The organism is Citrobacter sp. R4 (assembly GCF_026719175.1).
Classification (GTDB): domain Bacteria; phylum Pseudomonadota; class Gammaproteobacteria; order Enterobacterales; family Enterobacteriaceae; genus Citrobacter_A; species Citrobacter_A sedlakii.
Genome location: NZ_JAPPSU010000001.1, coordinates 415,234 through 439,328 on the forward strand (window position 1 = coordinate 415,234; position 24,095 = coordinate 439,328).

The 24,095-nt window shown below is 56.0% G+C and carries 14 protein-coding genes and 1 tRNA gene; 2 read left to right on the plus strand and 13 right to left on the minus strand.

The genetic code is table 11. The annotated features are described in order from the left end of the window. The first annotated feature begins 18 nt into the window (after positions 1-18). Positions 19-2,295 carry an ATP-dependent Clp protease ATP-binding subunit ClpA gene (gene clpA, locus OOJ60_RS01970; protein WP_181821607.1) on the plus strand — a complete coding sequence of 759 codons (2,277 nt, stop codon included), beginning with the start codon at positions 19-21 and terminating at the stop codon, positions 2,293-2,295. A 73-nt stretch (positions 2,296-2,368) separates the two neighbouring features. Here the strand turns inward: clpA and OOJ60_RS01975 are convergent, their stop codons facing one another. The 9 genes from OOJ60_RS01975 to OOJ60_RS02015 all read right to left on the minus strand — a co-directional run bounded on the left by OOJ60_RS01975 (position 2,369) and on the right by OOJ60_RS02015 (position 18,167). Then, positions 2,369-3,553, minus strand: a complete 1,185-nt coding sequence (locus OOJ60_RS01975) for an HlyD family type I secretion periplasmic adaptor subunit (protein WP_205611836.1) — start codon at positions 3,551-3,553, stop codon at positions 2,369-2,371. Next, complete coding sequence (locus OOJ60_RS01980; protein ID WP_205611837.1) at positions 3,553-5,727, minus strand: type I secretion system permease/ATPase; 2,175 nt, start codon at positions 5,725-5,727, stop codon at positions 3,553-3,555. The genes OOJ60_RS01975 and OOJ60_RS01980 overlap by 1 nt, the downstream gene beginning before the upstream one ends. A 2-nt stretch (positions 5,728-5,729) precedes the next feature. Further along, complete coding sequence (locus OOJ60_RS01985) at positions 5,730-7,187, minus strand: TolC family protein (protein WP_233470866.1); 1,458 nt, start codon at positions 7,185-7,187, stop codon at positions 5,730-5,732. A gap of 107 nt (positions 7,188-7,294) precedes the next feature. Then, on the minus strand, positions 7,295-13,750 hold the full coding sequence (locus OOJ60_RS01990) for a BapA/Bap/LapF family large adhesin (RefSeq protein ID WP_205611839.1): 6,456 nt from the start codon (positions 13,748-13,750) through the stop codon (positions 7,295-7,297). Positions 13,751-13,840: 90 nt separating this feature from the next. Beyond that, positions 13,841-14,500, minus strand: coding sequence for a helix-turn-helix transcriptional regulator (locus OOJ60_RS01995; RefSeq protein ID WP_072197158.1), 660 nt, complete (start codon positions 14,498-14,500; stop codon positions 13,841-13,843). Between the two features lie 27 nt (positions 14,501-14,527). After that, positions 14,528-15,148, minus strand: a complete 621-nt coding sequence (locus tag OOJ60_RS02000) for a helix-turn-helix domain-containing protein (RefSeq protein ID WP_060571027.1) — start codon at positions 15,146-15,148, stop codon at positions 14,528-14,530. Between the two features lie 1,230 nt (positions 15,149-16,378). Further along, positions 16,379-16,466: transfer RNA gene (locus OOJ60_RS02005), tRNA-Ser, on the minus strand. Positions 16,467-16,612: 146 nt separating this feature from the next. After that, positions 16,613-17,290: an isochorismatase family protein gene (locus OOJ60_RS02010; RefSeq protein ID WP_205612140.1), complete on the minus strand. Its 678-nt coding sequence runs from the start codon at positions 17,288-17,290 to the stop codon at positions 16,613-16,615. Between the two features lie 16 nt (positions 17,291-17,306). Next, positions 17,307-18,167, minus strand: coding sequence for a pirin family protein (locus tag OOJ60_RS02015; protein WP_205611840.1), 861 nt, complete (start codon positions 18,165-18,167; stop codon positions 17,307-17,309). Positions 18,168-18,276: 109 nt separating this feature from the next. Between OOJ60_RS02015 and OOJ60_RS02020 the strand changes: the two genes are divergently transcribed. Further along, entirely contained in the window at positions 18,277-19,185 is a 909-nt protein-coding gene (locus tag OOJ60_RS02020) for a LysR family transcriptional regulator (RefSeq protein WP_205611841.1), read from the plus strand. A 73-nt stretch (positions 19,186-19,258) separates the two neighbouring features. Here OOJ60_RS02020 and infA read toward each other — a convergent pair whose 3' ends face one another. The 4 genes from infA to cydD all read right to left on the minus strand — a co-directional run bounded on the left by infA (position 19,259) and on the right by cydD (position 24,008). Next, positions 19,259-19,477 carry a translation initiation factor IF-1 gene (gene infA / locus OOJ60_RS02025; RefSeq protein ID WP_001040187.1) on the minus strand — a complete coding sequence of 73 codons (219 nt, stop codon included), beginning with the start codon at positions 19,475-19,477 and terminating at the stop codon, positions 19,259-19,261. 295 nt (positions 19,478-19,772) lie between these two features. Then, positions 19,773-20,477 carry a leucyl/phenylalanyl-tRNA--protein transferase gene (aat, locus tag OOJ60_RS02035; protein ID WP_042288185.1) on the minus strand — a complete coding sequence of 235 codons (705 nt, stop codon included), beginning with the start codon at positions 20,475-20,477 and terminating at the stop codon, positions 19,773-19,775. 42 nt (positions 20,478-20,519) lie between these two features. Continuing rightward, on the minus strand, positions 20,520-22,241 hold the full coding sequence (gene cydC, locus OOJ60_RS02040; RefSeq protein WP_205611842.1) for a heme ABC transporter ATP-binding protein/permease CydC: 1,722 nt from the start codon (positions 22,239-22,241) through the stop codon (positions 20,520-20,522). Beyond that, positions 22,242-24,008 (minus strand): heme ABC transporter permease/ATP-binding protein CydD, encoded by a 1,767-nt coding sequence (gene cydD / locus OOJ60_RS02045; protein ID WP_205611843.1) that lies wholly within the window; start codon positions 24,006-24,008, stop codon positions 22,242-22,244. Between the last annotated feature and the right edge of the window lie 87 nt (positions 24,009-24,095).

Consider the following 24,095-nt stretch of genomic DNA (forward strand, 5'->3'; position numbering starts at 1 on the left):
AAATTGGGGGAGGTGCCTATGCTCAATCAAGAACTGGAACTCAGTTTAAACATGGCTTTCGCCAGAGCGCGCGAGCACCGTCATGAGTTTATGACCGTCGAGCACTTGTTACTGGCGTTGCTCAGTAACCCCTCGGCCCGCGAAGCGCTGGAAGCGTGTTCCGTGGACCTTGTGGCGCTCCGTCAGGAACTCGAAGCCTTCATTGAACAAACCACACCCGTTCTGCCTGCCAGTGAAGAAGAACGCGATACGCAGCCGACGTTGAGTTTTCAGCGCGTGTTGCAGCGCGCGGTTTTCCACGTACAGTCTTCCGGACGCAGCGAAGTGACTGGCGCCAATGTACTGGTTGCCATCTTTAGTGAACAGGAGTCTCAGGCGGCCTATCTGCTGCGCAAGCACGAGGTGAGCCGTCTCGATGTGGTCAACTTTATTTCTCACGGTACGCGTAAAGATGAACCGGGTCAGACTTCTGACCCCGGTAATCAGCCGAATAGCGATGAACAAGCTGGCGGGGAGGAACGTATGGAGAACTTCACCACTAACCTTAACCAGCTTGCACGCGTTGGCGGTATCGATCCGCTGATTGGCCGTGAAAAAGAGCTTGAGCGCGCCATTCAGGTGCTGTGCCGCCGTCGTAAAAACAACCCGCTGCTGGTGGGGGAGTCTGGCGTCGGTAAAACAGCCATTGCCGAAGGACTCGCCTGGCGTATCGTCCAGGGCGACGTGCCGGAAGTGATGGCTGATTGCACTCTCTACTCGCTGGATATCGGTTCGTTGCTGGCGGGCACCAAATACCGCGGCGACTTTGAAAAACGCTTTAAAGCGCTTCTCAAGCAGTTAGAACAGGACACCAACAGCATCCTGTTTATCGATGAGATCCACACCATTATCGGCGCCGGCGCGGCATCGGGTGGCCAGGTGGATGCGGCAAACCTGATCAAACCGCTGCTGTCCAGCGGCAAGATCCGCGTGATTGGCTCGACCACCTATCAGGAGTTCAGCAATATTTTCGAGAAAGACCGCGCCCTGGCGCGTCGCTTCCAGAAAATCGATATTACTGAGCCGTCTGTGGACGAAACGGTACAGATCATCAATGGCCTGAAGCCGAAGTACGAAGCACACCACGACGTTCGCTACACCGCGAAAGCGGTACGCGCAGCGGTGGAGCTGGCGGTGAAATACATCAATGACCGTCATCTGCCGGATAAGGCGATTGACGTTATTGATGAAGCCGGCGCGCGTGCGCGACTGATGCCCGTCAGCAAGCGTAAGAAAACCGTCAACGTGGCGGATATCGAATCGGTGGTGGCGCGCATTGCGCGTATTCCGGAGAAAAGCGTTTCGCAGAGCGATCGCGATACGCTGAAAAATCTTGGCGATCGCCTGAAAATGCTGGTCTTTGGTCAGGACAACGCCATTGAGGCGCTGACCGAAGCCATCAAGATGAGCCGCGCGGGTCTGGGACACGAGCATAAGCCGGTCGGTTCCTTCCTGTTCGCCGGTCCGACCGGGGTGGGGAAAACCGAGGTGACGGTGCAGCTCTCTAAAGCGCTGGGGATTGAACTGCTGCGCTTTGATATGTCCGAGTATATGGAGCGCCACACCGTTAGCCGTCTGATTGGCGCGCCTCCGGGATACGTTGGTTTTGATCAGGGTGGCTTGCTGACGGATGCGGTGATCAAGCATCCTCATGCGGTGCTGCTGCTCGATGAGATCGAGAAAGCGCACCCGGACGTCTTTAACCTGTTGTTACAGGTGATGGACAACGGCACGTTAACGGACAACAACGGGCGTAAAGCGGATTTTCGCAACGTGGTGCTGGTGATGACCACCAACGCTGGCGTGCGGGAAACCGAGCGTAAATCGATTGGCCTGATTCATCAGGACAACAGCACCGACGCGATGAGTGAAATCAAGAAGGTGTTTACGCCGGAGTTCCGTAACCGTCTCGACAATATTATCTGGTTCGAGCACCTCTCTACCGAGGTGATCCATCAGGTTGTCGATAAGTTCATTGTCGAGTTGCAGGTTCAGCTGGATCAGAAAGGCGTTTCTCTGGAAGTGAGTCAGGACGCGCGTAACTGGTTGGCTGAGAAGGGCTACGACCGGGCGATGGGCGCACGTCCAATGGCGCGCGTGATTCAGGACAACCTGAAAAAACCGCTGGCTAACGAGCTGCTGTTTGGCTCGCTGGTGGATGGCGGCCAGGTGACCGTCGAACTGGATAAAGAGAAAAATGAGCTAACCTACGGCTTCCAGAGTGCGCAGAAGCACAAGCCGGAAGCAGCGCATTAATCTCTTTTGCATAATGAATAAACCGGGCGTGAAAAAAGCCCGGTTTTTTTTCGTCTGCCTGATGGCTTGCTGATTACCGTTCGCGCAACGCCTCGCGGGCGCGGTTCAACGGTTTAATCAAGTACTCCATGATGGTCTTGCTACCGGTATGGATATCAGCGGTAGCGATCATGCCCGGATAGAGCGGAAAATGTTTGCCCAACTGGTTGGTCAGATAATCCTTCTCGGTTCTGACGTAAACCCGGTAATAGTACCTGTCGCGGTGCACCTCATCCTGAATCGTATCCGGTGAGATAAAGACCACTTTACCTTCAAGTCCGCCGTAAATGTGGTAGTCGTAGGCGGTAAGCTTCACCTTCGCTCTCTGACCCGGCGTAATGAAGGCCACGTCGCGCGGCGAGATCTCCACCTCCACCAGCAACCGATCGTCGATCGGCACGATCTCCATCACGTTGCCGCGCGGCTGTACCACGCCTCCGATGGTGTTGACCTCAATGTTTTTGACGATCCCCTTCACCGGCGCGTACAGCGTGGTGCGCTTAAGCGAGTCGGCGCGACCGCGGATCACCGACTTCTGTTCTTCCACCTCGGCGGCGGCCTTCGCCAGCTCCTCGCGCGCCTTGACGATATACTGATTACGCGTGTCGTCAATCTTCGACTGCAGATCGTTGGCCTGGCGCCGCAGACGCAGTACTTCCACATCGCTCGCCGCCCCTTTAGCGACCAGCGACGCCGTCAGGCGCAGCTCTTTATTGACCAGCGCCAGCCCGTCCTGCAGGCCGCTCAGCGACGCCTTCAGGTTATTCTGCCGTGAATGGTACAGCGACGTTTCATCTTCCAGCAGCTGAGGAAATCCCTTCAGCTCCGGTGGAAACGTCAGCGGCGTGCCATCCACCTCGGCGTGCAGCCGGGCGAGCATCGCCAGCGCCGCGCGCAGTTTCCCTTGCGCCTCATCCACTCCCGCGCCTGCGATGGTCGGATCGAGCCGCGCCAGCACCTGGCCTGCCTGCACGATATCGCCTTCCTGTACCTTCATCTCGGTGAGGATCCCGCCTTCCAGCGACTGAATCAGCTGCTCGCGGGCGCTGGGGATAATTTTACCGGTGCCGGTGGTAACCTCATCAAGACGAAACATGCAGGCCCACAGCCAGAACAGCCCCAGCAGCAGTACGCATAGCCAGATAACGCTCTGTCCCATGCCGAAAAAGTGTCGTCGCAGCCAGCGCAGTCCGCTGCCTGCTTTTTCGAATCCGTTCATCACGCCACCTCCTGGGATTTCACCGTCGCCGGACGCGGCGATGGGCGCAGAATCTCCTCTCTACTGCCGTCGCGCATGATTTGGCCGTTATCGATAAACAGCACGCGCTCCGTCAGTTGCAGCACCGCCGGGCGATGAGTGGCGACAATCAGCGTGCGTTGTCCCAGCCATTGCTTCAATCCGTCAACGATGTGCTTCTCCATGCCATCGTCAAGCCAGGCGGTCGGCTCGTCCAGAATCAGAATCTGCGGATCGCGCAGCAGGGTACGGGCCAGCAACAGCTGCTGGCGCTGGCCGCCGGACAAGCCGCGTCCCCCTTCCATCAGCAGGTAGTCGAGCCCTTCCGGCAGGCTGCGCACGCAGTGGATAGCGCCGCTCAGCTCCAGCGCGGCGAGGATCTGCTCATCGCTGGCGGTGGGGGCGCCGAGCAGCAGGTTCTGCTTGACGGTGCCGTAGAACAGCGCCGACTGTTGGCTGAGGTACGCCACGTCGCGGCGTATGCACTGCGGATCGACGGAAGCCATTTTTACCCCGTCGAGCAGCAGCGTGCCTTCGCGTGGGTGCAGCAGGCCGCAGAGCAGTTGCAGCAGCGTCGATTTGCCGGAACCGTTGCGTCCGAGAACCGCCACCTTTTCACCGGGGCGGATGGTCAGCGAGGCGATATCCAGCACGCTGGCCGACGACTCTTCGTCGTAGCGATAGCGCATATCGTTGATGACAAACTCGCCATGAATTTTGCTCAGGGCGATCTGACTGCCGTTTTCCGGCGCGTCCACTTCGCTTTTCAGCAGACTTTCGACGCCTTCGCGGGCGACCTTCGCCTGCTGCCAGCGGGTCATCACCATCGCCAGTTGGGTGAGGGGAGCCATAATGCGCGACGCCAGCATGGAGCAGCCGATCAGCACCCCGGTGGAGATCTCCCCCTCCATCGCGAAAAAGGCGCCAATCAGGATCACCGTGACATAGGCGAGGGTCTGGACTTCGGCAGTCCAGTTGATCAACAGGCCGCTGACGAAGCGCTGGCGGCGGGCGGTATCGCCAATGGTTGCGGTCAGGTGATTCCACTGGTTCTGAAAGTAAGGTTCGGCGCGCAGGGATTTAATGTCGTCCAGCGCCTGCGCCGACTCGACCAGAATCGCGTTACGCAGCGCCGACTCGCGCATGGTTTCCCGTGACAGCTTCGCCAGCGCCGGCTGTAGCAGTTGTCCCGGCAGCACGATCAAGGGGATCGCCACCAGCGGCACCAGCGCCAGCCAGCCGCCCATCAGCCACAGCAGGGCGAGGAACAGCAGGGAAAAGGGCAGATCGGCTATCGCCCCGATGGTGGTGGAGGTAATAAGCTCGCGGATCTGCTCCAGTTCGCGGATCTGGGCAATAAAGGAGCCGGTGGATTTAGGCCGCGCTTCGCTGCGCAGCCGCAGGGCGTGGCCGAAAACGCGATCCGAGATGCGCACGTCGGCGCGCTTGCCGAGGGTATCGGAGATCCACGTCCGCGCCATGCGCATGACGTAGACGAAGGTCATCGCTATCGCCACGCCGCTGAACAGCACCCACAGCGTCGGCGTCGACTGGGCCGGGATCACCCGATCGTACACCTGCATTGAGAACAGCATCGCCGACAGGGTCAGTACGTTCGCCACCAGCGAAGCCGCCATCACGTTGATGTAGCCGGGCCACTCCTGAAGGATGGTGCGCCGCAGCCAGTTCTCTTCGTAAGGCTTAATGTAATCGTCGACGCGAGCATCCGGCACCGCCTTTTCCGGCTTAACCCGCACCACCCGTTTTGCCGCTTCGCAGACCTGCTGGCGGGTAAGGCGGGTCGCCAGCGGCGTTTCGCCGCTGAAGCGCACTTCGACCTCGCCATCGGCGGAGATCGCCTCAATCACGCCCAGTCCCCGCTCGCCGAAATCGACGATCATCGGCAGCCGCCACGGGTCGAGTAGCCCATCATCAAAGCGGTCGAAGATGGCGCATAACCCAAGATGGCGAGCCATCATTTCCACCAGCGCTTCTTCCTTCATCTGCGTGTGCCGCCATTCGGCCTCATTGCGCACCCGCTCGGCGGAGCCGTCGATACGGTAGAAACGGGCGATAAGGATGAGTAGCGCCAGCCAGTCGTTATAGTGGCGCGGCGGCGCGCCGCCAGCGTCCGTGTCTGCCTGTTTGTCCGTCATATTTATTTCCTTTCTGACTGAGCGGCTTCAATGGTAAAACCACCGAGGCTGCTGTTTTCCAGGCAGAAATAGCGCCTGGCTAATCCTGACGACGCCAGGTAGCCGATCGCCGCGCTCCACAGATCGTGGCGGGCGTTGATCAGATCCTGCTGCGAGCGGCTGATTTCCTGCTCCGCATTAAGCAGATCCAGCACGTTGCGCGTGCCGAGCGACAGGTACTGCATTTTGTAAAGCTCACGGGTGCGAATAATGGTCTCCAGTCGCCCGCTGAGGATTTCGATATTGCGCTGGAGTCCGTCAATGCGGGTCAGATAGCCGCGCTGCTCGTCGGCGATACTGAGACGGACCTTCTCAATGTTGGTTTTCGCGGCGGCCAGCGCGCTGGCGCTGGCGTTCTGCTGCGCCTGCAGCGCGCCGCCCTGGTACAGTTTGCCGCTGACCGATACGTAGACGTTGGTATAGTGGTCGTGGCTCTGGTAGTGAGAGATATCGCCCAGATAGCGGTTGGAGTTCATCTCCAGCGAGACGGTGGGGCAGTTCTGCGCTTTGGCGTTACGCAGTCCCGCCTGCGCCACCGCCAGTCCGGCCTGTGCCTTAAGCAGCGTTGGGTTGAGCGAGGCGTCAACATCGGTCGGCAGCGCGCGGGTAAAGACCTCTGCTGGCGAGGGAATGGCTTGCGCCGGCTGGCGATAGCCGAGCAGAAACGCCAGTTGCTCCTCCTGTTGTTGCAGCTTAATGGCCGCGTTGTGCGCTCCGGCCTGCGCCTCTTTCACTCGCGCGTCGGCCTGGATCGGGTCGATACTTGAGCTGGCGCCCGCTTCGGCGCGCAGTTGGGTCAATTGCCAGACGTCATTTACCGCGAGCACGTGCTGTTCGGCAATTTCCAGCAACTGGCGGTAGCGGTGCGCTTCGTTCAGCGTCAGCGCAGTCTTACGCACGATGTCATCGATTTGCTCCAGCACGCCGCTCTTTTGCTCAATGTATTTCGCCGTGGCCTCATCAACGGTACTGCCGGTTTTTCCGAAGTCATAGAGCATTTGCGACAGGCCGACGGTGGCGATATGGCCGGAGGCCTCGTCTTGCTGGCGGCCGGAGGTGACGCCAGCGCTGAGCGTCGGCAAGTAACCGGCGGCGGCCACGTCAATATTAAATCCCGCCGCGTCAAGGGTGGCGATTTCGCTGCGAATTGACGGGTGGTACATCACCGCATCGTGGATCATGCTCCACCATGCGTTGTCATTCATGCCGTTATGCTGGTTGCCGATCCGGCGGGTTGCCGGAGTACTGACCAGACCGTCGTTCTCCTGCGCGGCGACGGCTTTGCCGCCATCAGGCTGATAGTTATTAAACGCGCCCCAGAATCCGCTGGCGCCTTCGTTGGTACTGTTGATGCCCTGACTATATGCGCTGACGGAAAGCGTCAGCAAAGCGGCGATAAGCGTTATTTTATTTTTATTCATCACATCCACATTTAATGAGTGCACCGTGGCGCTTAAGACCACGGCGCTCGGTCAATACTCACGCTGAAAGAGGCTGGCCCGCAGGCCAGCCTTCTCAGGATTAACGCTTAGCTAATGCCAACATCGTCGTTTACGTACAGTTGCACCTGCAAACCGTCGGTGGCGGTCGCGGTGTAGAGGTTGTAGCTGATGCCATTGACCAGCTGTACCCCCGACGACTGCCAGCTTCCGTTCAGCGTTACCGTGTCGCCGTTTCCACCGTCCACATAGAGGGTGTTTTGGCTGTCGGTGACGTTGAGCACGCTCTGGACGCTGAGGTTCAGCGAATCGTTCTCGCTGTTGTTCAGCAGGTCGATCTTCTCGATATTTTTCACCTTCGCGGAGATGGTGCTGAGATCGAGAGGCTGACTGCTGTGCCAGCTCAGCGTGTCGCTGCCGTTATCGCCGTTGAGCATCACGAAGTCGGTGTCATAGACGTCGAACACATCGTCAGCCCGGGAGCCGTTGAAGACCAACTCGCCGCCTTCGCTACCGTCGACGTTGATGCCAGTGGTGAACGTCAGGGTCGACGTCGTCCCGTTGGAAAGCGTGTAGCTGTAGCTTTCTGATACGCCAGCGTGCTGTGCGGACGCGTTCGGGGTCCAGGCGTAATTACCGTCGCCGTCGATGGTGAAGGTCCCCTCGTTACCGGTGATGGTGGCGCCGTCGTTGCCGACGACGGTCTCTGCGCCGTTAAAGCTGACGGAGGTAACCGTGACATCGCTGCTGTCCGGCGTGATGTCGCCGGTGACGGCGTTAGCCACCTCGACGAAGGTCACGCCCCTCTCGACGTACAGGTTCACCACCGTGCCGTCCGGCTGGATGTGGGTCCACTGCACGTAGTCGATGTTGTTCAGCGTCGTTTCGCCGTTGCGTTCCCAGACGCCCTGCAGAGCGATGGTGTCTTCGCTGCCGCCGCGCACATACAGCGTGTTGACGTCATCGGTTACTCTGATGATGTCTTCCGCCGTCAGAGAGAGCGTGGCCGCGCTGTCGTTGTGCTGCAGATTAATCACCTCAATGTCATGCACCCGGCTGGCAACTTCGTTGAGATTAAGGTTGCCGCTGCCGTTCCACACCAGCGCGTCGTGACCATCACCCCCGTTTACCACCCGGAAGTCGGTGTCGTAGACCGTAAAGCTGTCGTCGCCGACGGTGCCTTCAAGGATCAGCTCGCCGCCCTGTTTGCCGTCTACCGCCACGCCCATCGTCAGCGTCAGGGTGTGGGAGCTGTTGTCAGACAGTACGTAGGTGAAGGTGTCCTGGCTGCCGCTCAGCTTAATGGTCGAGTCGGCTTTCAGGGTGTAGGTGTAGGTGCCGTCGTTATGCAACGTCAGCGTGCCGTAGGTACCTTCCACGGAGGCGCCCGCTGCGGTGACGATCACGTAGCTGGCCGCACCGCTGACGATGCCTGCCGCCATCGATTTCACCAGCAGAGAGTTGTCCGTGGCGTTGTCCAACACGCTACCGCCGATGCTGGAACTGCTGGTTACCGTGTAGGCAGTGGTGCTGACAATGTTCGCCGAGACGTTGTAGCTCAGAGCGTTATAGCCTATCCACAATATGTTGTTAACGCCGCTCTGGGTGGCATCCAGCACGACCCGGTATTCGCCCGCATTCAGTCCGTGCAGGCTGACTGACAGGTCATTGCCGTCGGCGATCGCCTGCGTGCCGTTCTGCACTGTCTCCCACTGATAGGTGACGGTGTTGTAATGCTGCAGGGACCAACTGACATTAACGCTGTTGGCGGCGGCGTTGACGCCGCTGCCGCTGACATGGATGGTGATATCCTGCAGATCGCTCGTCGCGCCAACCGTAAAGGTATCGCTGGTGAACGAGCTGGTTGCCGCTGTGGCCAGCGTCCCGGTGTTAGCCATTTCGTCATGTTGCAGCGTCACCTGGGCGGTGATGTCGGCATCGTTGGATTCCGATGCGCTTTCGCTTCCGGTCGTTGTCAATCGTCCCGATACAATTGCGGCATCGACATACAGATTGACCGTTGTACCGTCCGGCGTGGTGCTGGTGTAGTGTGCGTAAGCGACGGTATCGACAATCTCAACGCCCACCGCAAGCCATGTTCCGGAGAGCGTGATGGCGTCTGCGCTTTCGCCTTTCAGCCAGAGCGTGTTCTGCGCGTTGGTGATTGCCGCGACTGACGCCGCATCAATAATCACCTTATCCGCCGCGCCGTCCTGGCCAAAATCCAGCACCTCGATGTTCGACACCTTACCGGCGATATCCGTCAGCGTCAGGGTATCGCTGCCTTTCCATACCAGCGTATCCTGACCGTCGCCGCCGTCGATCTGCTTAAAGGCGGTATTGTTGGCATTAAAGACGTCGTTAAGCTCGCTGCCAACGGAAATGGCGCCGGTCATGACGTCAATCCCCCCCGTCACGGTCTGCGGCGAATACATGAACGAGACATCTTTCGGAATATTCAGCCAGACCTGCGTGCCGTCCTCGGTGGTGCTGATGTAGCGGTTGTAGAACACGCTGTCAATCACCTCCGTCGAGACAAAGGTCCAGTGACCGACCGTCGTCACGGTATCGTTGCGCTGGCCGCTAATATACAGGCTGTTACTCTCATTGGTGACTGCCGCAACCGACTCTGCGTCAACCACCACGTTGCGGGAAACGCTGTCCATGCCGAGATCGATAGCTTCAATATTGCTGACCTTCGCCGCAATATCACTCAGCACCAGATCCGTGCTGCCTTTCCACGCCAGGGTGTCATATTCGTCTTTACCGTCCAGTGACGTAAAGGCGGTGTCATACACCTCAAACACATCGTCAGCAATGTTGCCATCGAACACCAGCGGGCCGCCGCTGACGCCCTCAATAGACACACCGAGGTTAATGGTGACGGTTGCTGTCACCACTACGCCGTTAGCGCCTTTCAGGGCATAGGTAAAGACATCCTGCGCGCCTTCAGACACCTGGGTCGCCGTCGGCTGATAGACATATTCGCCGTTGTTATAGATAGTCAGCGTACCGTACTGACCCTCCACCTTCACGCCGCTCTCGGTGACCAGCGTGTAGTCCGTGAGGCTGGTATTGGCGCTGGTGTCGCCCGCCTGGACGTACATCAGCGTATAGATCGAGCTCAGATGGTCGATGGTACCGTCGGTTCCTTCATCGCTTAATACGTTTCCGGTAGCTTCGGTGTAGCTCTGTATTACATAGTCGGTGGAGCTGACCACGGTGGCGTTCATGGCTACGTTGAGGCTCACCGTTGCGCCAAGCACTCCCCCTGCCTGCTCAGTAGAGATTGAGTAGCGGTAGGTACCTTCGCCCAGGGTCAGCGTAGACAGATCGATCGCGAAGATTTGTTTACCGTCCATCGTGATGGCCGGGATCACTACGCTGTCAGAGTGGTACGTGCTCCAGCTGCCATCCGGATTCTGTTGTTGCAGAACATAGTGGATGGTCATGGCGTTACCGCTGACGGTGATCCACTCCGGGGTAGTCGACAGGGTCAGCGAACCGGTCACAAAGTCGCCTTCCCCCACGGTAAAGGCGTCAGTCGTTGTCGGCGTCCCAACGCTGACTGTACCGGTAGTGTTGGTCGTTTCTGATTCAAAGGCCAGGTTGATGTTCGCATCCGCCTGGTTGCTGGATGCGGTATCCAGCACTGCGTTATCAGACGGTTCGAGGTTATCCCACACCACGTCCAGATCGGCATTGTCGCTATTGATATGGATGTAGAGGTTGGCCGAGTCGGTGTTGCCGGTGGCGGCATCGGTCAGCGTATAGGTAAAGCTGTCCGATTTACCGATGGCGGATATCGCATAGTTCGGCTCATAAACGTAGTCACCGTTCGCCGAGAGGGTTAGCTTACCGTACAGTCCATCAATCACCGTAGCGCCGGAGGCGTTAACTGCATAGCTGACGACGCTGCCGTCGGCGCCGGTAACCGAAACCGAAGTTACCAGGGTCTGCGCCGGATGCGGAACGCCGTCCTGGCCGGAGAGGGCGTCAACGTCATTCATCACATTGCCAGCGGCGGTTTTGTAAGAGGTAATAGTCGGTTCAGCCGCCAGCTGGTAAATCGTCTCCTGGGTGGCGATACTCATATTGGTGCCGAGGTTCAGGCCGCCAATGCTAAGTTCCAGACGGTAGTCGCCCGCCGTCAGGCCCGGCAGCGTAATGTCCGAAGTCTGCACGCCGAGTCCGAACATGCCGAACAGGTTGCTGGCGCCGTTGGAGGTGAGCGCCTCCCACTGACCGGTGCTGGAGTTGTACTTGCTCAGGGTCAGCGTGGTTGAGCTGAACAGGTTCAGTACTGCGGAGCTGGTTGCCGTTACGCTGAGATCGACAACGGTGCCGTCATTGACGTGGAAGGTGTGGGTACCGCTGTTAACCACGTTACCGTCCGCGCCTTGCTCCGTTGGCCAGGTGAAGCCGATCGCTGCTTCGGTATTGATGTTATCCGCTGCGGCAAAGGTTACCGAGGCCACTTCCAGTGTCAGGGATTCCGATGGGGCGCTGGTGTTGCCAGCGGCATCAGAAACGGTGAAGTGAATGTCGTGTCCGCCATCGCTTAACCCTTCCTCAGTGGTGAAGCGCCAGTCGCCGTTCGCGTCGACGGTTGTTTGACCAATCACCCGATTGCCGTCGTAAACGGTAACCGTGGTGCCGGCTTCCAGTTTGCTGCCGCTGAAGGTCAGTACGCTGTCGGTCTGAGTCGCGCTGGCGGTGACATTTTCGCCTGCTTCGTTGGTAATGACCACGCTGGAGAGATCGACGCCGCCTGGCGCAACGGTATCAACCGTTACTGCTACCGGTGTCGATTCTCCTCTGCTGTTGCTGGCGGAATCAGCCACTTCATAAGTCAGGCTGTGTTCACCTTCTGCCAGCGGTTTTGCCGGGGTGACGGTCCAGTTGCCCTGATCGTCCACTGTCGCTCTGGCGATCTCGCTGCCTTTATCACGTACGATCACCGTACTGCCCGGCTCTGCGCCGCTGCCGCTAAGCGTCGGTGTGGCGTCGTTAATTGGGCTACCGATATCAAGCGTCTCGCCCGCATCGTTAGTGACCACGACGTTGGCCGGGTCGATCGCCTCTGGCGCATCGCTGTCAACCGTCAGCATAACCGCTTCGGACTCGCCGCTACCGTTGCCAGCCGCATCCACCGCTTCCCAGGTCAGGCTATGTTCACCATCGACCAGAGGTTGTTCCGCGGTGACAGACCAGTTGCCGTTTTCATCCACCACGGCGGAAGCGATAACGTTGCCATTATCACGTACGACCACCGTACTGCCTGGCTCAGCGTCACTGCCGCTGAATGTCGGCGTAGCGTCTTTGACCGGACTGCCGGTAGTGAGGGTTTCGCCACTGTCATTGGTCATCACGACCTCAGACGGATCGATCCCCGCTGGCGCAGTGGTATCAATGTTAAGAGTGACGTCGCTGCTGGTCTGCGAACCGTCCGGACGGGTGATTTCGGTGGTGATGGTGTGCCCGCCGTCGGCCAGCGGCTGCTCCGGGGTGACGGACCAGTTGCCCTGGTCATCGACGACGGCTTCGCCGATGACGGTGTCGCCGTCCCGGATAACCACCTGCGCGCCCGGCTGCTCGCCGCTGCCGCCGAAGGTCGGGGTGTTGTCACTGGTGGTGGCGCCGTCGGCGATGGGGTTGCCTTCATCGTCGGTCATAAATGGCGGGGTGCCCGGCTGCGGTTCCGGCTCTGGTTCAGGTTGAGGTTCAGGTTGCGGTTCAGCGCTGGTATCAACAACCAGAGAGGTGTCGCTGCTGGTCTGCGAACCGTCCGGACGGGTGATTTCGGTGGTGATGGTGTGCCCGCCGTCGGCCAGCGGCTGCTCCGGGGTGACGGACCAGTTACCCTGGTCATCGACGACGGCTTCGCCGATGACGGTGTCGCCGTCCCGGATAACCACCTGCGCACCCGGCTGCTCGCCGCTGCCGCCGAAGGTCGGGGTGTTGTCACTGGTGGTGGCGCCGTCGGCGATGGGGTTGCCTTCATCGTCGGTCATAAATGGCGGGGTGTTCGTGTCAGTGGTTGGTGTTGCATTTTCGCCACTATCAGTGATGATGGGCGATTCGTCGTTGCCGTGTGACTGGTGGTTTGAGCGCTGGGCAAGCCCAACGCCAGCCGAGAGAACGCCCAATGCGACAGCGCCGACACCAAGAAGCAGGCTTGTATTGTCCAGAGGTAATGTGTCCTCTTCCGCGAATCCTGGAAGGGTATATATGCCTGTGCTGGGATCCAGAGCATAGGTATAACTTCCATTTGTCCCCGTGGTGCTAATTGGTGGGATCTCTTCTGGACTGATATTTTTCAGCATCACTTCATAATTAACGCCGTTTTCATCGGCAATAAGTAGTTTTGTGGCGTCATCTGCCTTCTGTGCCTTAAAGGATTTAATAGTTACGCCTGTGCTGTTTTGTAATTCAAAGTAAGTTCCAGGGGGAGGCGCCTCAAATATCAGCGGTTGTCGCTGGTCTAATACATACTTGGAAAGTTGCATTCCTTCGACACGCTTAACTATTAAAGTTATAGACATATGTTATTCCTTTAGTTGTTGTATTGATGAGTTTTTATGCTGGCTAAGAGTAAACTTGGAGTGGTGATTGCTATACATGTAAAATTTATTTTAAGAAGTATTGATAAACTTTTCTATTTGAGAGATGTCTGCAATAAATTTATGTTGTTCGGTTGAGTTAATAAAATTACACAGCCGTGCATTCCCTTTTATTCCTAATTTCTCCATTATTCGATTTTTATGACCGTATATTGTCTTTACAGAGACATTCATCATTTTTGCCATCCGCTGAAAGCTATATCCTTGTCTCATATATTCAACCAACTGCAACTGTTTTTTTGATAACCGGCAGTGACAACAGTCCTGACAGTCCTCAGAAGAGAAAGAATAGTAACCTGCATTTGAAGCCTTGATTTTTTGCTCCAGTCGTTTTTGAATCTCCTCGACTGTCTCATTATGATGAAGTAAAAGAGCACCTCGGAAGCATGAAGCATTCAAGGCGAAACGATGGTGCGAATGTCTGTTAGCAAGCGCAATAACAAGACAGTGGCACTGTCGAAAATGAAAATTTGTAAGACAGATGCATGGCAGAGTGGGCGGAGAGTTCATGATAATAATGTCCGCTTCTTGTATGCCAGGAATAGATATATCTCCGTTGATAGTGATATTTTTATTTGAACCGAGTATGGTTTTGATTAGTGCTACCACCCCAGAGATGAAGTAATAATTACTATCACATAATAAAATGCGAATATTAGTATGATTGTGCATGAGGTAATATTTTCTCAGTAAATGTTATCAAAAAGGTTTTAAACTATCCCCACTATGGAATCGGCCATTGTCAAGTTTAAGTACGCCACGATCTTTTAATTCTTTCAAAACCCTGCTGATTGAACTTTTTGAAAGCCAGGAGCTATTCTCAATAAGGTAAAGTACGGAAAAGCGTTTTTTAAGATGTAAGGGCAACTTTTGCCACCGTTCAATCAGCGAAATGACTTCTTCATAAGAACAGCTTTTACCTGTCATGATATAATTTATAAGATCAGAATAATGAGCGGAAATGATTGACATGGTTTCATTAATAAGATCTTTTTCATGGACTAATTGCCAAAAATGCTCATAACTCATTGAATGGATTTTACCGTAATCCACTCGTTCAAGATAAAGAGGAAGAGTGTCAAGTGCCGGGGTAACATCGAATACATAAGGTGCAGTTAAGATATTTAGCATTTTTTCTTCATCTTTAACTCTTATTTTTAATAGGAAGTCACCTTCCATGATGAAAAATACTCTACGTGAGCATTCATAGCTCAAACTATAGCGTCGTTTACCTCGAATGATGTTGTCTGGATTAGCCAATCTGGTATATCCACTTAGAGAAGATATAATTCTTTCATGGTTTGCTATTACTCTTTGCACTCTCGGCACCTCTTTGTGACAATCATCCTCCTTAAAGTTGTTAAAGTAAAAAAACATAACAAGGCCGCAGCCTTTTTTTGTGGCATAAGCTGTAAAAAAACAAGACAGCTATCAAATTTGTGCCTGCTCATGGTTTCCCCGGCATACCGAAAAATTAACTACGCTTATCGGTGTAAGACATAATAATGACCCGAATATATATTTCAATATTTACGGCTAGTGCATTTTTGAATTTAAAAACCAAAATCCAGGAATTTTATGGGTTTTGGTGCTGAGCTTAATTCATCACGCAGTATTATAAACCACATTTAGAGATATGATGCATGATTCAATCTTTTTTAATTATCCTTTATTTTTTCATAACCATTTTGGGGTTTATGTTATTTATTTGTGTATTTAAAATTAAATTCTTTCCTTTTCTTGGTATCCATTAATACTTTTGAAACTTAAGTTCCAGAAATAGCATGGATGTTAAAAAATAATTTTCTGTGATTCAGTCCTGGGCCGCAATATGTAGCAGGCGTGTGCCAGATTATCCTTCTCAACCCAAAAGAAAAAGGATTGCTCTACATCTCAAAAACGATGCTATTTTCCGTTTGAAGAAGCATTTCATATCTACCTTTCTAAGAATTTTCCATAGTATAGAGGGATAGGAAGTAAACCATTTATAAACAAACTTGAGGTTTTAAGGATCCTTGGCAGGTATCTTCAGGTTGTATGATCTTTCCCACGAAAAGATGATGGAGCTCTGAGTGGGAATGTCATTTTTCGGGGTAGCCTTGATGATAGGCGCAGCAATAAAGCAGGATTTTGATGTGTGCAATAGGCAAAAAAAAGCCCGTACTTTCGTACGCGCTCTTTCTTAAATATGGCGGTGAGGGGGGATTGACTCGCTTCGCTCGCCCTGCGGGCAGCCCGTTCGCTGCGCGTCCGGTCTGTCCAACGGGCAGCGCCCGTTGTCGACTCCCGGTCGGGGGGGCTCATCCCCCCGGAGTGTGCAATATGCGAAAAAAAAAAGCCCGTACTTTCGTACGCGCTCTTTCTTAAATATGGCGGTGAGGGGGGGATTGACTCGCTTCGCTCGCCCTGCGGGCAGCCCGTTCGCTGCGCGTCCGGTCTGTCCAACGGGCTTCGCCCGTTGTCGACCCCCGGTCGGGGGTTCTCATCCCCCCGGAGTGTGCAATAGGCAAAAAAAAAGCCCGTACTTTCGTACGCGCTCTTTCTTAAATATGGCGGTGAGGGGGGGATTCGAACCCCCGATACGTTGCCGTATACACACTTTCCAGGCGTGCTCCTTCAGCCACTCGGACACCTCACCATATTGTATTGCTGCCTGACCGCTTGGGGGCAACGGGGCGCTACTATAGGGAGTTGCGTGAAAAGGGTCAAGCAGTATTTACGCTTAACATCTTATTTGGTTACACAGTGAGCAGCAGCCCCGACGGCAGGCGTCGGGGCTGCCTTTTAACGCTGAGAATCCAGCGTTTCGTTATGCTTCACCACATCCTGCGCCTTGCTGTAACTTTCAATTAGCAGTTGATACGCCGGGAAGACATGGGTATACACCTCAGCCCATTCCGCCGCATCCCCACGGTTCCATGTCCCCTGAAGCTCAGATGCCACTGCCGCCGTGTCCATCGGCACGACGCCCGCCTGGACGACACGGGCAAGGGTGATCTCCTGGGCCATTTTGCTGTAGGTTCCGGACGCATCGATCACCGCAAACACTTTATAACCTTCGGCTACGGCGCTGATAGCCGGAAATGCCATGCAAACGCTGGTAATGGTGCCTGCGATAATCAGCGTTTTCCGACCCGTCGCTTTGACAGCATCGACGAACCCGGCGTTATCCCAGGCATTAATTTCCCCTTTACGCGCGACATACCTGGCGTGCGGCGCGTTAGCGTGAATTTCCGGGATCAGCGGCCCGTTCGGCCCCTGCGGAACAGAGGCCGTGGTGATCACCGGCATCTTCGCGAGAGTCGCCATTTTCGCTAACGCCGCCGCGCGGGCGCGCAGTTCCGGCATGGGCATATCACCAACCGTCTGAAACAGGCCACTCTGGTGATCGATTAGCAACATAACCGCATCGTTCACATCAATAACCGGGCGTGCGCCATTAAAATTTGCTGGACTGGACATCATCTTCTCCTTCAATTCAGATTTGGCCGAAGTGGCCAGTGTTAAAATCGCGAACGGCTTGCGCGATTTCCTGTTTAGTGTTCATTACAAAGGGACCGTAACCGACGATCGGCTCATTTAACGGCTCTCCTGACAGCAGAAGGACGCTGGCATCGCTGTTGGCTTCCAGGTGCAGCGTTTCGCCTGTCTGACTGAGCACCACCAGCTGCGCTTCACCGACTGTGGTCGTGCCATTCACCGTGATCGTGCCTTTCAGAACGACCAGCGCAGTACTCCAGCCATCCGGCTGCGTCAGCGTGACCGGATGCGCCTGCTTAAGTCGCATATCCCACACGTTGAGGGGTGAAAACGTATGCGCAGGCCCTGTAAATTGCCGGTATTCGCCGGCAATCACCCGTAACGTACCGGCGTCATCGGGTAATCCGGCGACGGGAATCTGTTCACGGGTGATGCTCTGATAGCCCGGCGCCGCCATTTTGTCTTTGGCAGGCAGATTCACCCATAGCTGGACCATCTCCAGTTCACCGCCTTTACGGGTAAAGGCATCTGAGTGATACTCTTCATGCAGGATACCCGCGCCGGCTGTCATCCACTGTACGTCGCCGGGCCCGATAATGCCGCCGCGTCCGGTAGAGTCCCGGTGCTCAACTTCGCCGTTGTAGACGACAGTGACGGTTTCGAACCCCCGGTGGGGATGCTCGCCCACGCCACGTTTTTCAGTACCGGGCGTAAAAGTGTGCGGACCGGCGTAATCCAGCAGCAGGAACGGGCTTAACTGCTGCGCATGACTTTGGTAAGAAAACAGCGAGCGAACCGGAAATCCATTGCCAACCCAGTGCGGGCGAGGCGCGGTATAGACGCCTGTCACCTGTTTCATCGTAGTCTCCTCATTGGCGTTGTCTTGATGTCAATAAGCTTATATTTAAGACAACGAGCGGAGTAGTCGCTAAAATGGTCTTCATCGTTCTATAAATGAGACAATAAGAATGAAGCCGGATCTCAATGATTTTGCGTGGTTTGTGCATGTGGTCGAGCAGGGCGGATTTGCCGCCGCGGGGCGTGTACTGGATGAACCAAAGTCCAAACTCAGTCGCCGGATTGCGCAACTGGAAGAGCAACTGGGGGTGCGGCTTATTCAACGAACGACACGGCAGTTTAACGTCACCGAAGTCGGACAGACGTTTTATGAGCATTGCAAAGCGATGCTGATAGAAGCGCAGGCGGCGCAGGAGGCCATCGCCGCATTGCAGGTGGAACCACGCGGAGTGGTCAGGTTGACCTGTCCGGTTACGCTGTTACATGTCCATGTAGGCCCCATGCTGGCAAAGTTTATGGCCCGCTACCCCGAGGTAACGCTGCAACTGGAAGCGACCAACCGACGCGTCGATTTGGTTGCTGAAGGCGTGGATGTTGCGATCCGTGTGCGGCCGCGACCGTTTGAGGACAGCGATCTGGTGATGCGGGTGCTGGCCGATCGGGCGCATCGCATCTTTGCCAGTCCAGCGCTGACGGCGAGGATGGGCGTCCCTGTCTCTCCGGCTGAATTAACGCGCTGGCCAGGACTGAGTCTTTCTGCTGGAAAACATATTCATCGTTGGGAACTCTTTGGCCCACAAGGCGCCAGGGCGGAGGTTCATTTTACGCCACGCTTAATTACCACCGACATGCTGGCACTACGCGAAGCGGCGGTAGCAGGCGTCGGCGCCGTGCAACTGCCCATGCTGATGGTAAAAGAACAGCTTGCTGCCGGAGAGCTTATTCCTTTACTGGAAGGGTGGGAACCGAGAAGGGAAGTGATTCACGCCGTTTTCCCGTCGCGGCGTGGCCTGCTGCCGTCCGTTCGGGCACTGGTGGATGTCTTAACAGATGAATATGCGCAGATGATGGAAGAATGAAAATCAGCGTAGACAAAAAAGGCCGGATAAACCGACCTTTTCTCATCTGTACGCCATTGAGGCGTGAAAACAATCAGCGACTACGGAAGACAATGCGGCCTTTGCTCAGGTCGTACGGGGTCAGCTCAACAGTCACTTTGTCGCCCGTCAGGATGCGGATGTAGTTTTTACGCATTTTACCGGAGATGTGTGCAGTAACCACGTGACCGTTTTCTAACTCTACGCGGAACATGGTGTTAGGTAACGTTTCGAGAACGGTACCCTGCATTTCAATATTGTCTTCTTTGGCCATCTAATCCTCTGGGGTATCACTACCGTAATTTGAACCGGCAAGATAATGCCGAAGTTCTTTAAATAAGTAAAGATTTGTACGTTTAAAACGCTGCAAACGAGATTTGGCGCATTACTCCGGATTGCTTCTGAAACACACGACAAAGTCGCACGTGAAGCGCAACGTATAAGGGAGCGATGAGATAAACGATGGGCGTTACCTGACGCGAATGGATCCTTAACGGCAGCGGGGTAATGGGCTAAACCTTCTCTGCGCGGCAATTATAACACCCTGATAAAAAATGTGCCGAAAACATTCACGTCTGAGGCAAAAATAACGTCCGCGGCACCCAGAAATGGCTGGGTAAACGTAACTGACGTAAGGTGTCGAGATGATGCAAATATGTTCTGCGCGGGATTTCAACGGCGCCCAGCGATTGGGTGTGATCGTTCAGCACCTGGCAGTCGAGCAGTTTGCCGCCTTCCCGGATAAATTCTGCGCAGAATACCAGCAGCGCGGTTTTCGACGCGTTTTCCCGGCGGCTGAACATTGACTCGCCGCAAAATAACGCCCCTTGCGAAACGCCGTACATGCCGCCGACAAGCTCATCGTCGCGCCAGACCTCAACGGAGTGGGCGTGTCCTAATTCATGCAGGCGCTGATACGCTTCGACAACGGCTGGCGTGATCCAGGTGCCTTCGTCACGATCGTTCGCGCAGCCTTCGATCACCTGACCAAAGGCATAGTTCAGCGTAACACGATAAGGTGAGCGCTTATGAAAGCGTTTCATGCTGCGGCTGAGATGAAACGTTTCCGGCCAAAGCACCGCGCGCGGATCGGGGGACCACCACAGGATCGGGTCGCCCGGAGAAAACCACGGAAAAATACCGCGCTGGTAGGCCATCAGCAGACGTGCCGGGCTGAGATCGCCGCCAAGCGCCAGCAGACCGTTTGGCTCACGTAGAGCGCCTTCCGGCGAAGGGAAGGCTATTGAGTGACGAGATAGCTGAACCAGCCGCATGACAGCAGAACTCCACTACGCATAAGATCGTTAAATAATAGCTTACAGACCTTGCTTGAACTGGTAATAACGACCCTGCATGGCTAACAGATCTGCGTGATTACCTTGCTCAATAATTTGCCCATTGTCTATGACTATTATCCGATCGCATCGCGCCAGCCCGCGCAGGCGATGGGTCACCATCAGCACCGTTTTTTCACGCATTACTTCAGCCAGTAATTCCAGCATCTGGCTTTCGGTGGTCGCATCCAGCCCTTCGGTTGGTTCATCCAGCAGCATTAACGGCGCGTCATGCAGCAGCGCTCTGGCGATGGCGAGACGGCGAAGTTCGCCGCCGGACAGCTGGCGACCGCCTTCTCCTAACCAACTGTTAAGGCCAGCATTCTCAAGCAGTTTTTCCAGACCCACGCGACGCAGCGTATCAGCAAGCGAGTCATCGCTGGCATCTGGCGCCGCCAGCAGCAGATTGTCGCGCAGGGTGGCGCTAAACAGATGTACGCGCTGCGGCACGACGCTCATGGTTTTGCGGAGTGTCGCTTCACTGAACGCAGAAAGGGGGAGATCGTTAATCAAAATCTCGCCCTGTTGCGGATCCCAGGCGCGGGTCAGCAGTTGCAGCAATGTGGATTTACCGCATCCGGTACGGCCCAGAATGGCGATATACTCGCCGGGTTTGACCGTAAGAGACAAGGAATCCAGCGCGTTTTGCGTCTGCTCAGGGTAGCGGAATGACACATCGCGCAGGGTCAACGCCACCCGCGCGGGGACGCTAAAGTCACTTGCCGGGAAGGTCACTTCCGGCTTTTGCTCCGTCAGCTCGGTAATGCGCAATGCGGAGGCGATCACCTGCCCCAGATGCTGAAAAGCACCGGTCACGGGCGCTAAGGCTTCAAAGGCCGCCAGCGCACAGAAGACAAACAAAGCGATCAGCGCGCCAGGTTGCGCATTTCCGCCTACGCCGCCGGAGGCCATCCACAGCATCAGCAGGATAGCCAGCGCGCCAATCAGCAACATTAGCGCCTGAGAAAGCGCCGTCAGCTCTGACTGGCGACGCTGCGCTTCGTGCCACTGCAATTCCGTGGCTTCCATCTGCGCGCGATAACGTTCGCTTGCGCCGAAAAGGGTCAGCTCGGCCTGACCCTGTAACCACGCGGTGAGTTGCTGGCGATACTGACCGCGCAGATGCGTAAGATGATGTCCGGTCGCTTTACCCGCGCGATAAAAAGCGGGCGGCATGATAAACAGCGTCAGCAGCATAATGCCGCCAAGGGTAAAGGCGAGGGTAAAATCCAGTACGCTCAGGCCGAGCGTGACCACCATGATTACCACGAACGCGCCCACCAGCGGCGAAATAACCCGCAGGTAAAGGTGATCCAGCGTATCCACATCCGCCACCACCCGGTTCAACAGTTCGCCCTGACGATAACGCGCCAGCCCGGCAGGGGAGAGAGGAAGCAGCTTGCTAAACGTGTAAATACGCAGATGCTGCAATACGCGGAAGGTGGCGTCGTGGCTGACCAGACGCTCGAAATAGCGCCCGGCGGTACGGGTAATCGCCGCACCGCGAACGCCTGCAGCAGGCAACATGTAGTTAAAGCTGTAAATACCGGCAAAGCCCGCCAGCGCGGAGGCGGAGAGGAACCAGCCGGAGAGCGTCAACAGGCCAATGCTGGCGAGCAGCGTGAGGATGGCAAGGGCAATCCCCAGCGTTAACATCCATTTGTGACGTTTATACAGCGTCAGATAAGGCAGCAACGCGCGCATTTAAATCTCCTCCTGACGATGGGCCAACAGTGTCGCAAACGCGCCCTGCGCTGCGCTGAGCTCGGCCCAGGAACCCTGTTCGACAATCTGTCCGTCCTGCATCACCAGTATGGTGTCCCAGTCGGCAAGATCTTCAAGCTGATGGGTAACCATCAGCGTTGTCTGGCGTTTGGACGCCTCTTTCAGCGCCTGCATGACCCGCTGTTCACTGTGCGCATCCAGACTGGCGGCCGGTTCGTCGAGCAGCAGCAATTGACACGGGTTGAGCAGGGCGCGAGCCACGGCCACACGTTGTGCCTGGCCGACGGACAAACGACCGGCCTGATCGCCCACCGGCGTGTCGATTCCCTGCGGCAGCAGCGGCAGGAACTCACTTACCCACGCGCTGTCGAGCGCGGCGCGCAGCTCCTGCTCGCTGGCCGCCGGGCGCGCCAGAAGCACGTTTTCACGAAGCGTTGCGGCAGGCAGTTGGGGATTTTGTCCCACCCAGGAGATCTGCCGGCGCCAGGATTCCGGGGCCAAATCACGCAGCTCTACGCCATTGACGCGTAGCGATCCTTGATACGGCAGGAATCCCGACAGCGCATTCAGCAGCGAACTTTTGCCAGAACCGCTGCGCCCCACCAGCACTGCGCGCTGCCCGGGAACGAGGCTAAAGTTCAGCGGTCCTGCCAGCGGTTTGCCTTCCGGGGAGGTAATGATGAGATTTTCGGCGGTAATTGAAACGGGCTCTTTCGTGGAAAGCTCAACCTCGCCACGCTCCGGATGAGCAAGGGGTGTTTCCATAAACGTTTTCAGGCTGTCAGCCGCGCCGACCGCCTGCGCTTTTGCATGGTAAAACGTACCGAGGTCGCGCAGCGGCTGGAAAAACTCGGGGGCAAGAATCAGCGCGAGGAAACCCGCCGTCAGCGTCACGCCCGCGCCGTAGTGCCCGAAGTCCAGCTCGCCCAGGTAAGAGAAGCCAAAGTAAACCGCGACCAGCGCAATTGAGAGCGAGGTAAAGAATTCCAGTACGCCGGAAGATAAGAAGGCCAGACGGAGCACCTCCATGGTGCGCTGGCGAAAGTCCTGTGACGCCGCCCGAATGCTGTCTGTTTCTGCTTCACCGCGTCCAAAAATACGCAGGGTTTCCATGCCGCGTAGCCGATCGAGGAAATGGCCGCTCAGACGCGCCAGCGCCAGAAAATTGCGTCGGTTCGCATCGGCTGCGCCCATGCCGACCATCGCCATAAACAGCGGAATCAGTGGGGCGGTTCCCAGAAGAATAAGCGCAGCAACCCAGTTAGAGGGGAAGATGGCCGCCACAATCAGCAACGGTACGCACACTGCCAGTGCCATTTGTGGCAGGTAGCGGGCGTAGTAATCGTGCATGTCGTCAATTTGTTCCAGCACCAGCGTGGCCCAACTGCCCGCAGGCTTTCCCTGGATCCATGCCGGACCGGCCTGTTGCAGACGATCCAGCACCTGACGACGGATCTCGAAGCGAATATGTTGTCCCGCGTGGAACCCGACCCGTTCCCGTAGCCATACGACCCACGCGCGTAGCACGAACACCAGAACCAGGATAACAAAAGGCATCAGAAGCGCCTCGCGGGGGATATTTTCCATGATCATGTGATGTAAAATGCGGGCCATGATCCAGGCCTGGGCGACGATCAACACGCCGCTCACGAATCCCAGCAGACGGGAAATCATCAACCAGCGTTGGGAAATGACGCTTTGCTGTTTTAACCAGCGAGTTAGCTCTTTTTGACGGGTTTTATTCATTGCGCGCTTTGCAGGTGAGTTGTCAGTATTTTTCGGCAGGGCAATGTTACAACGCGGCAAAAATAAAGGCGACTTATAGTCGCCTTA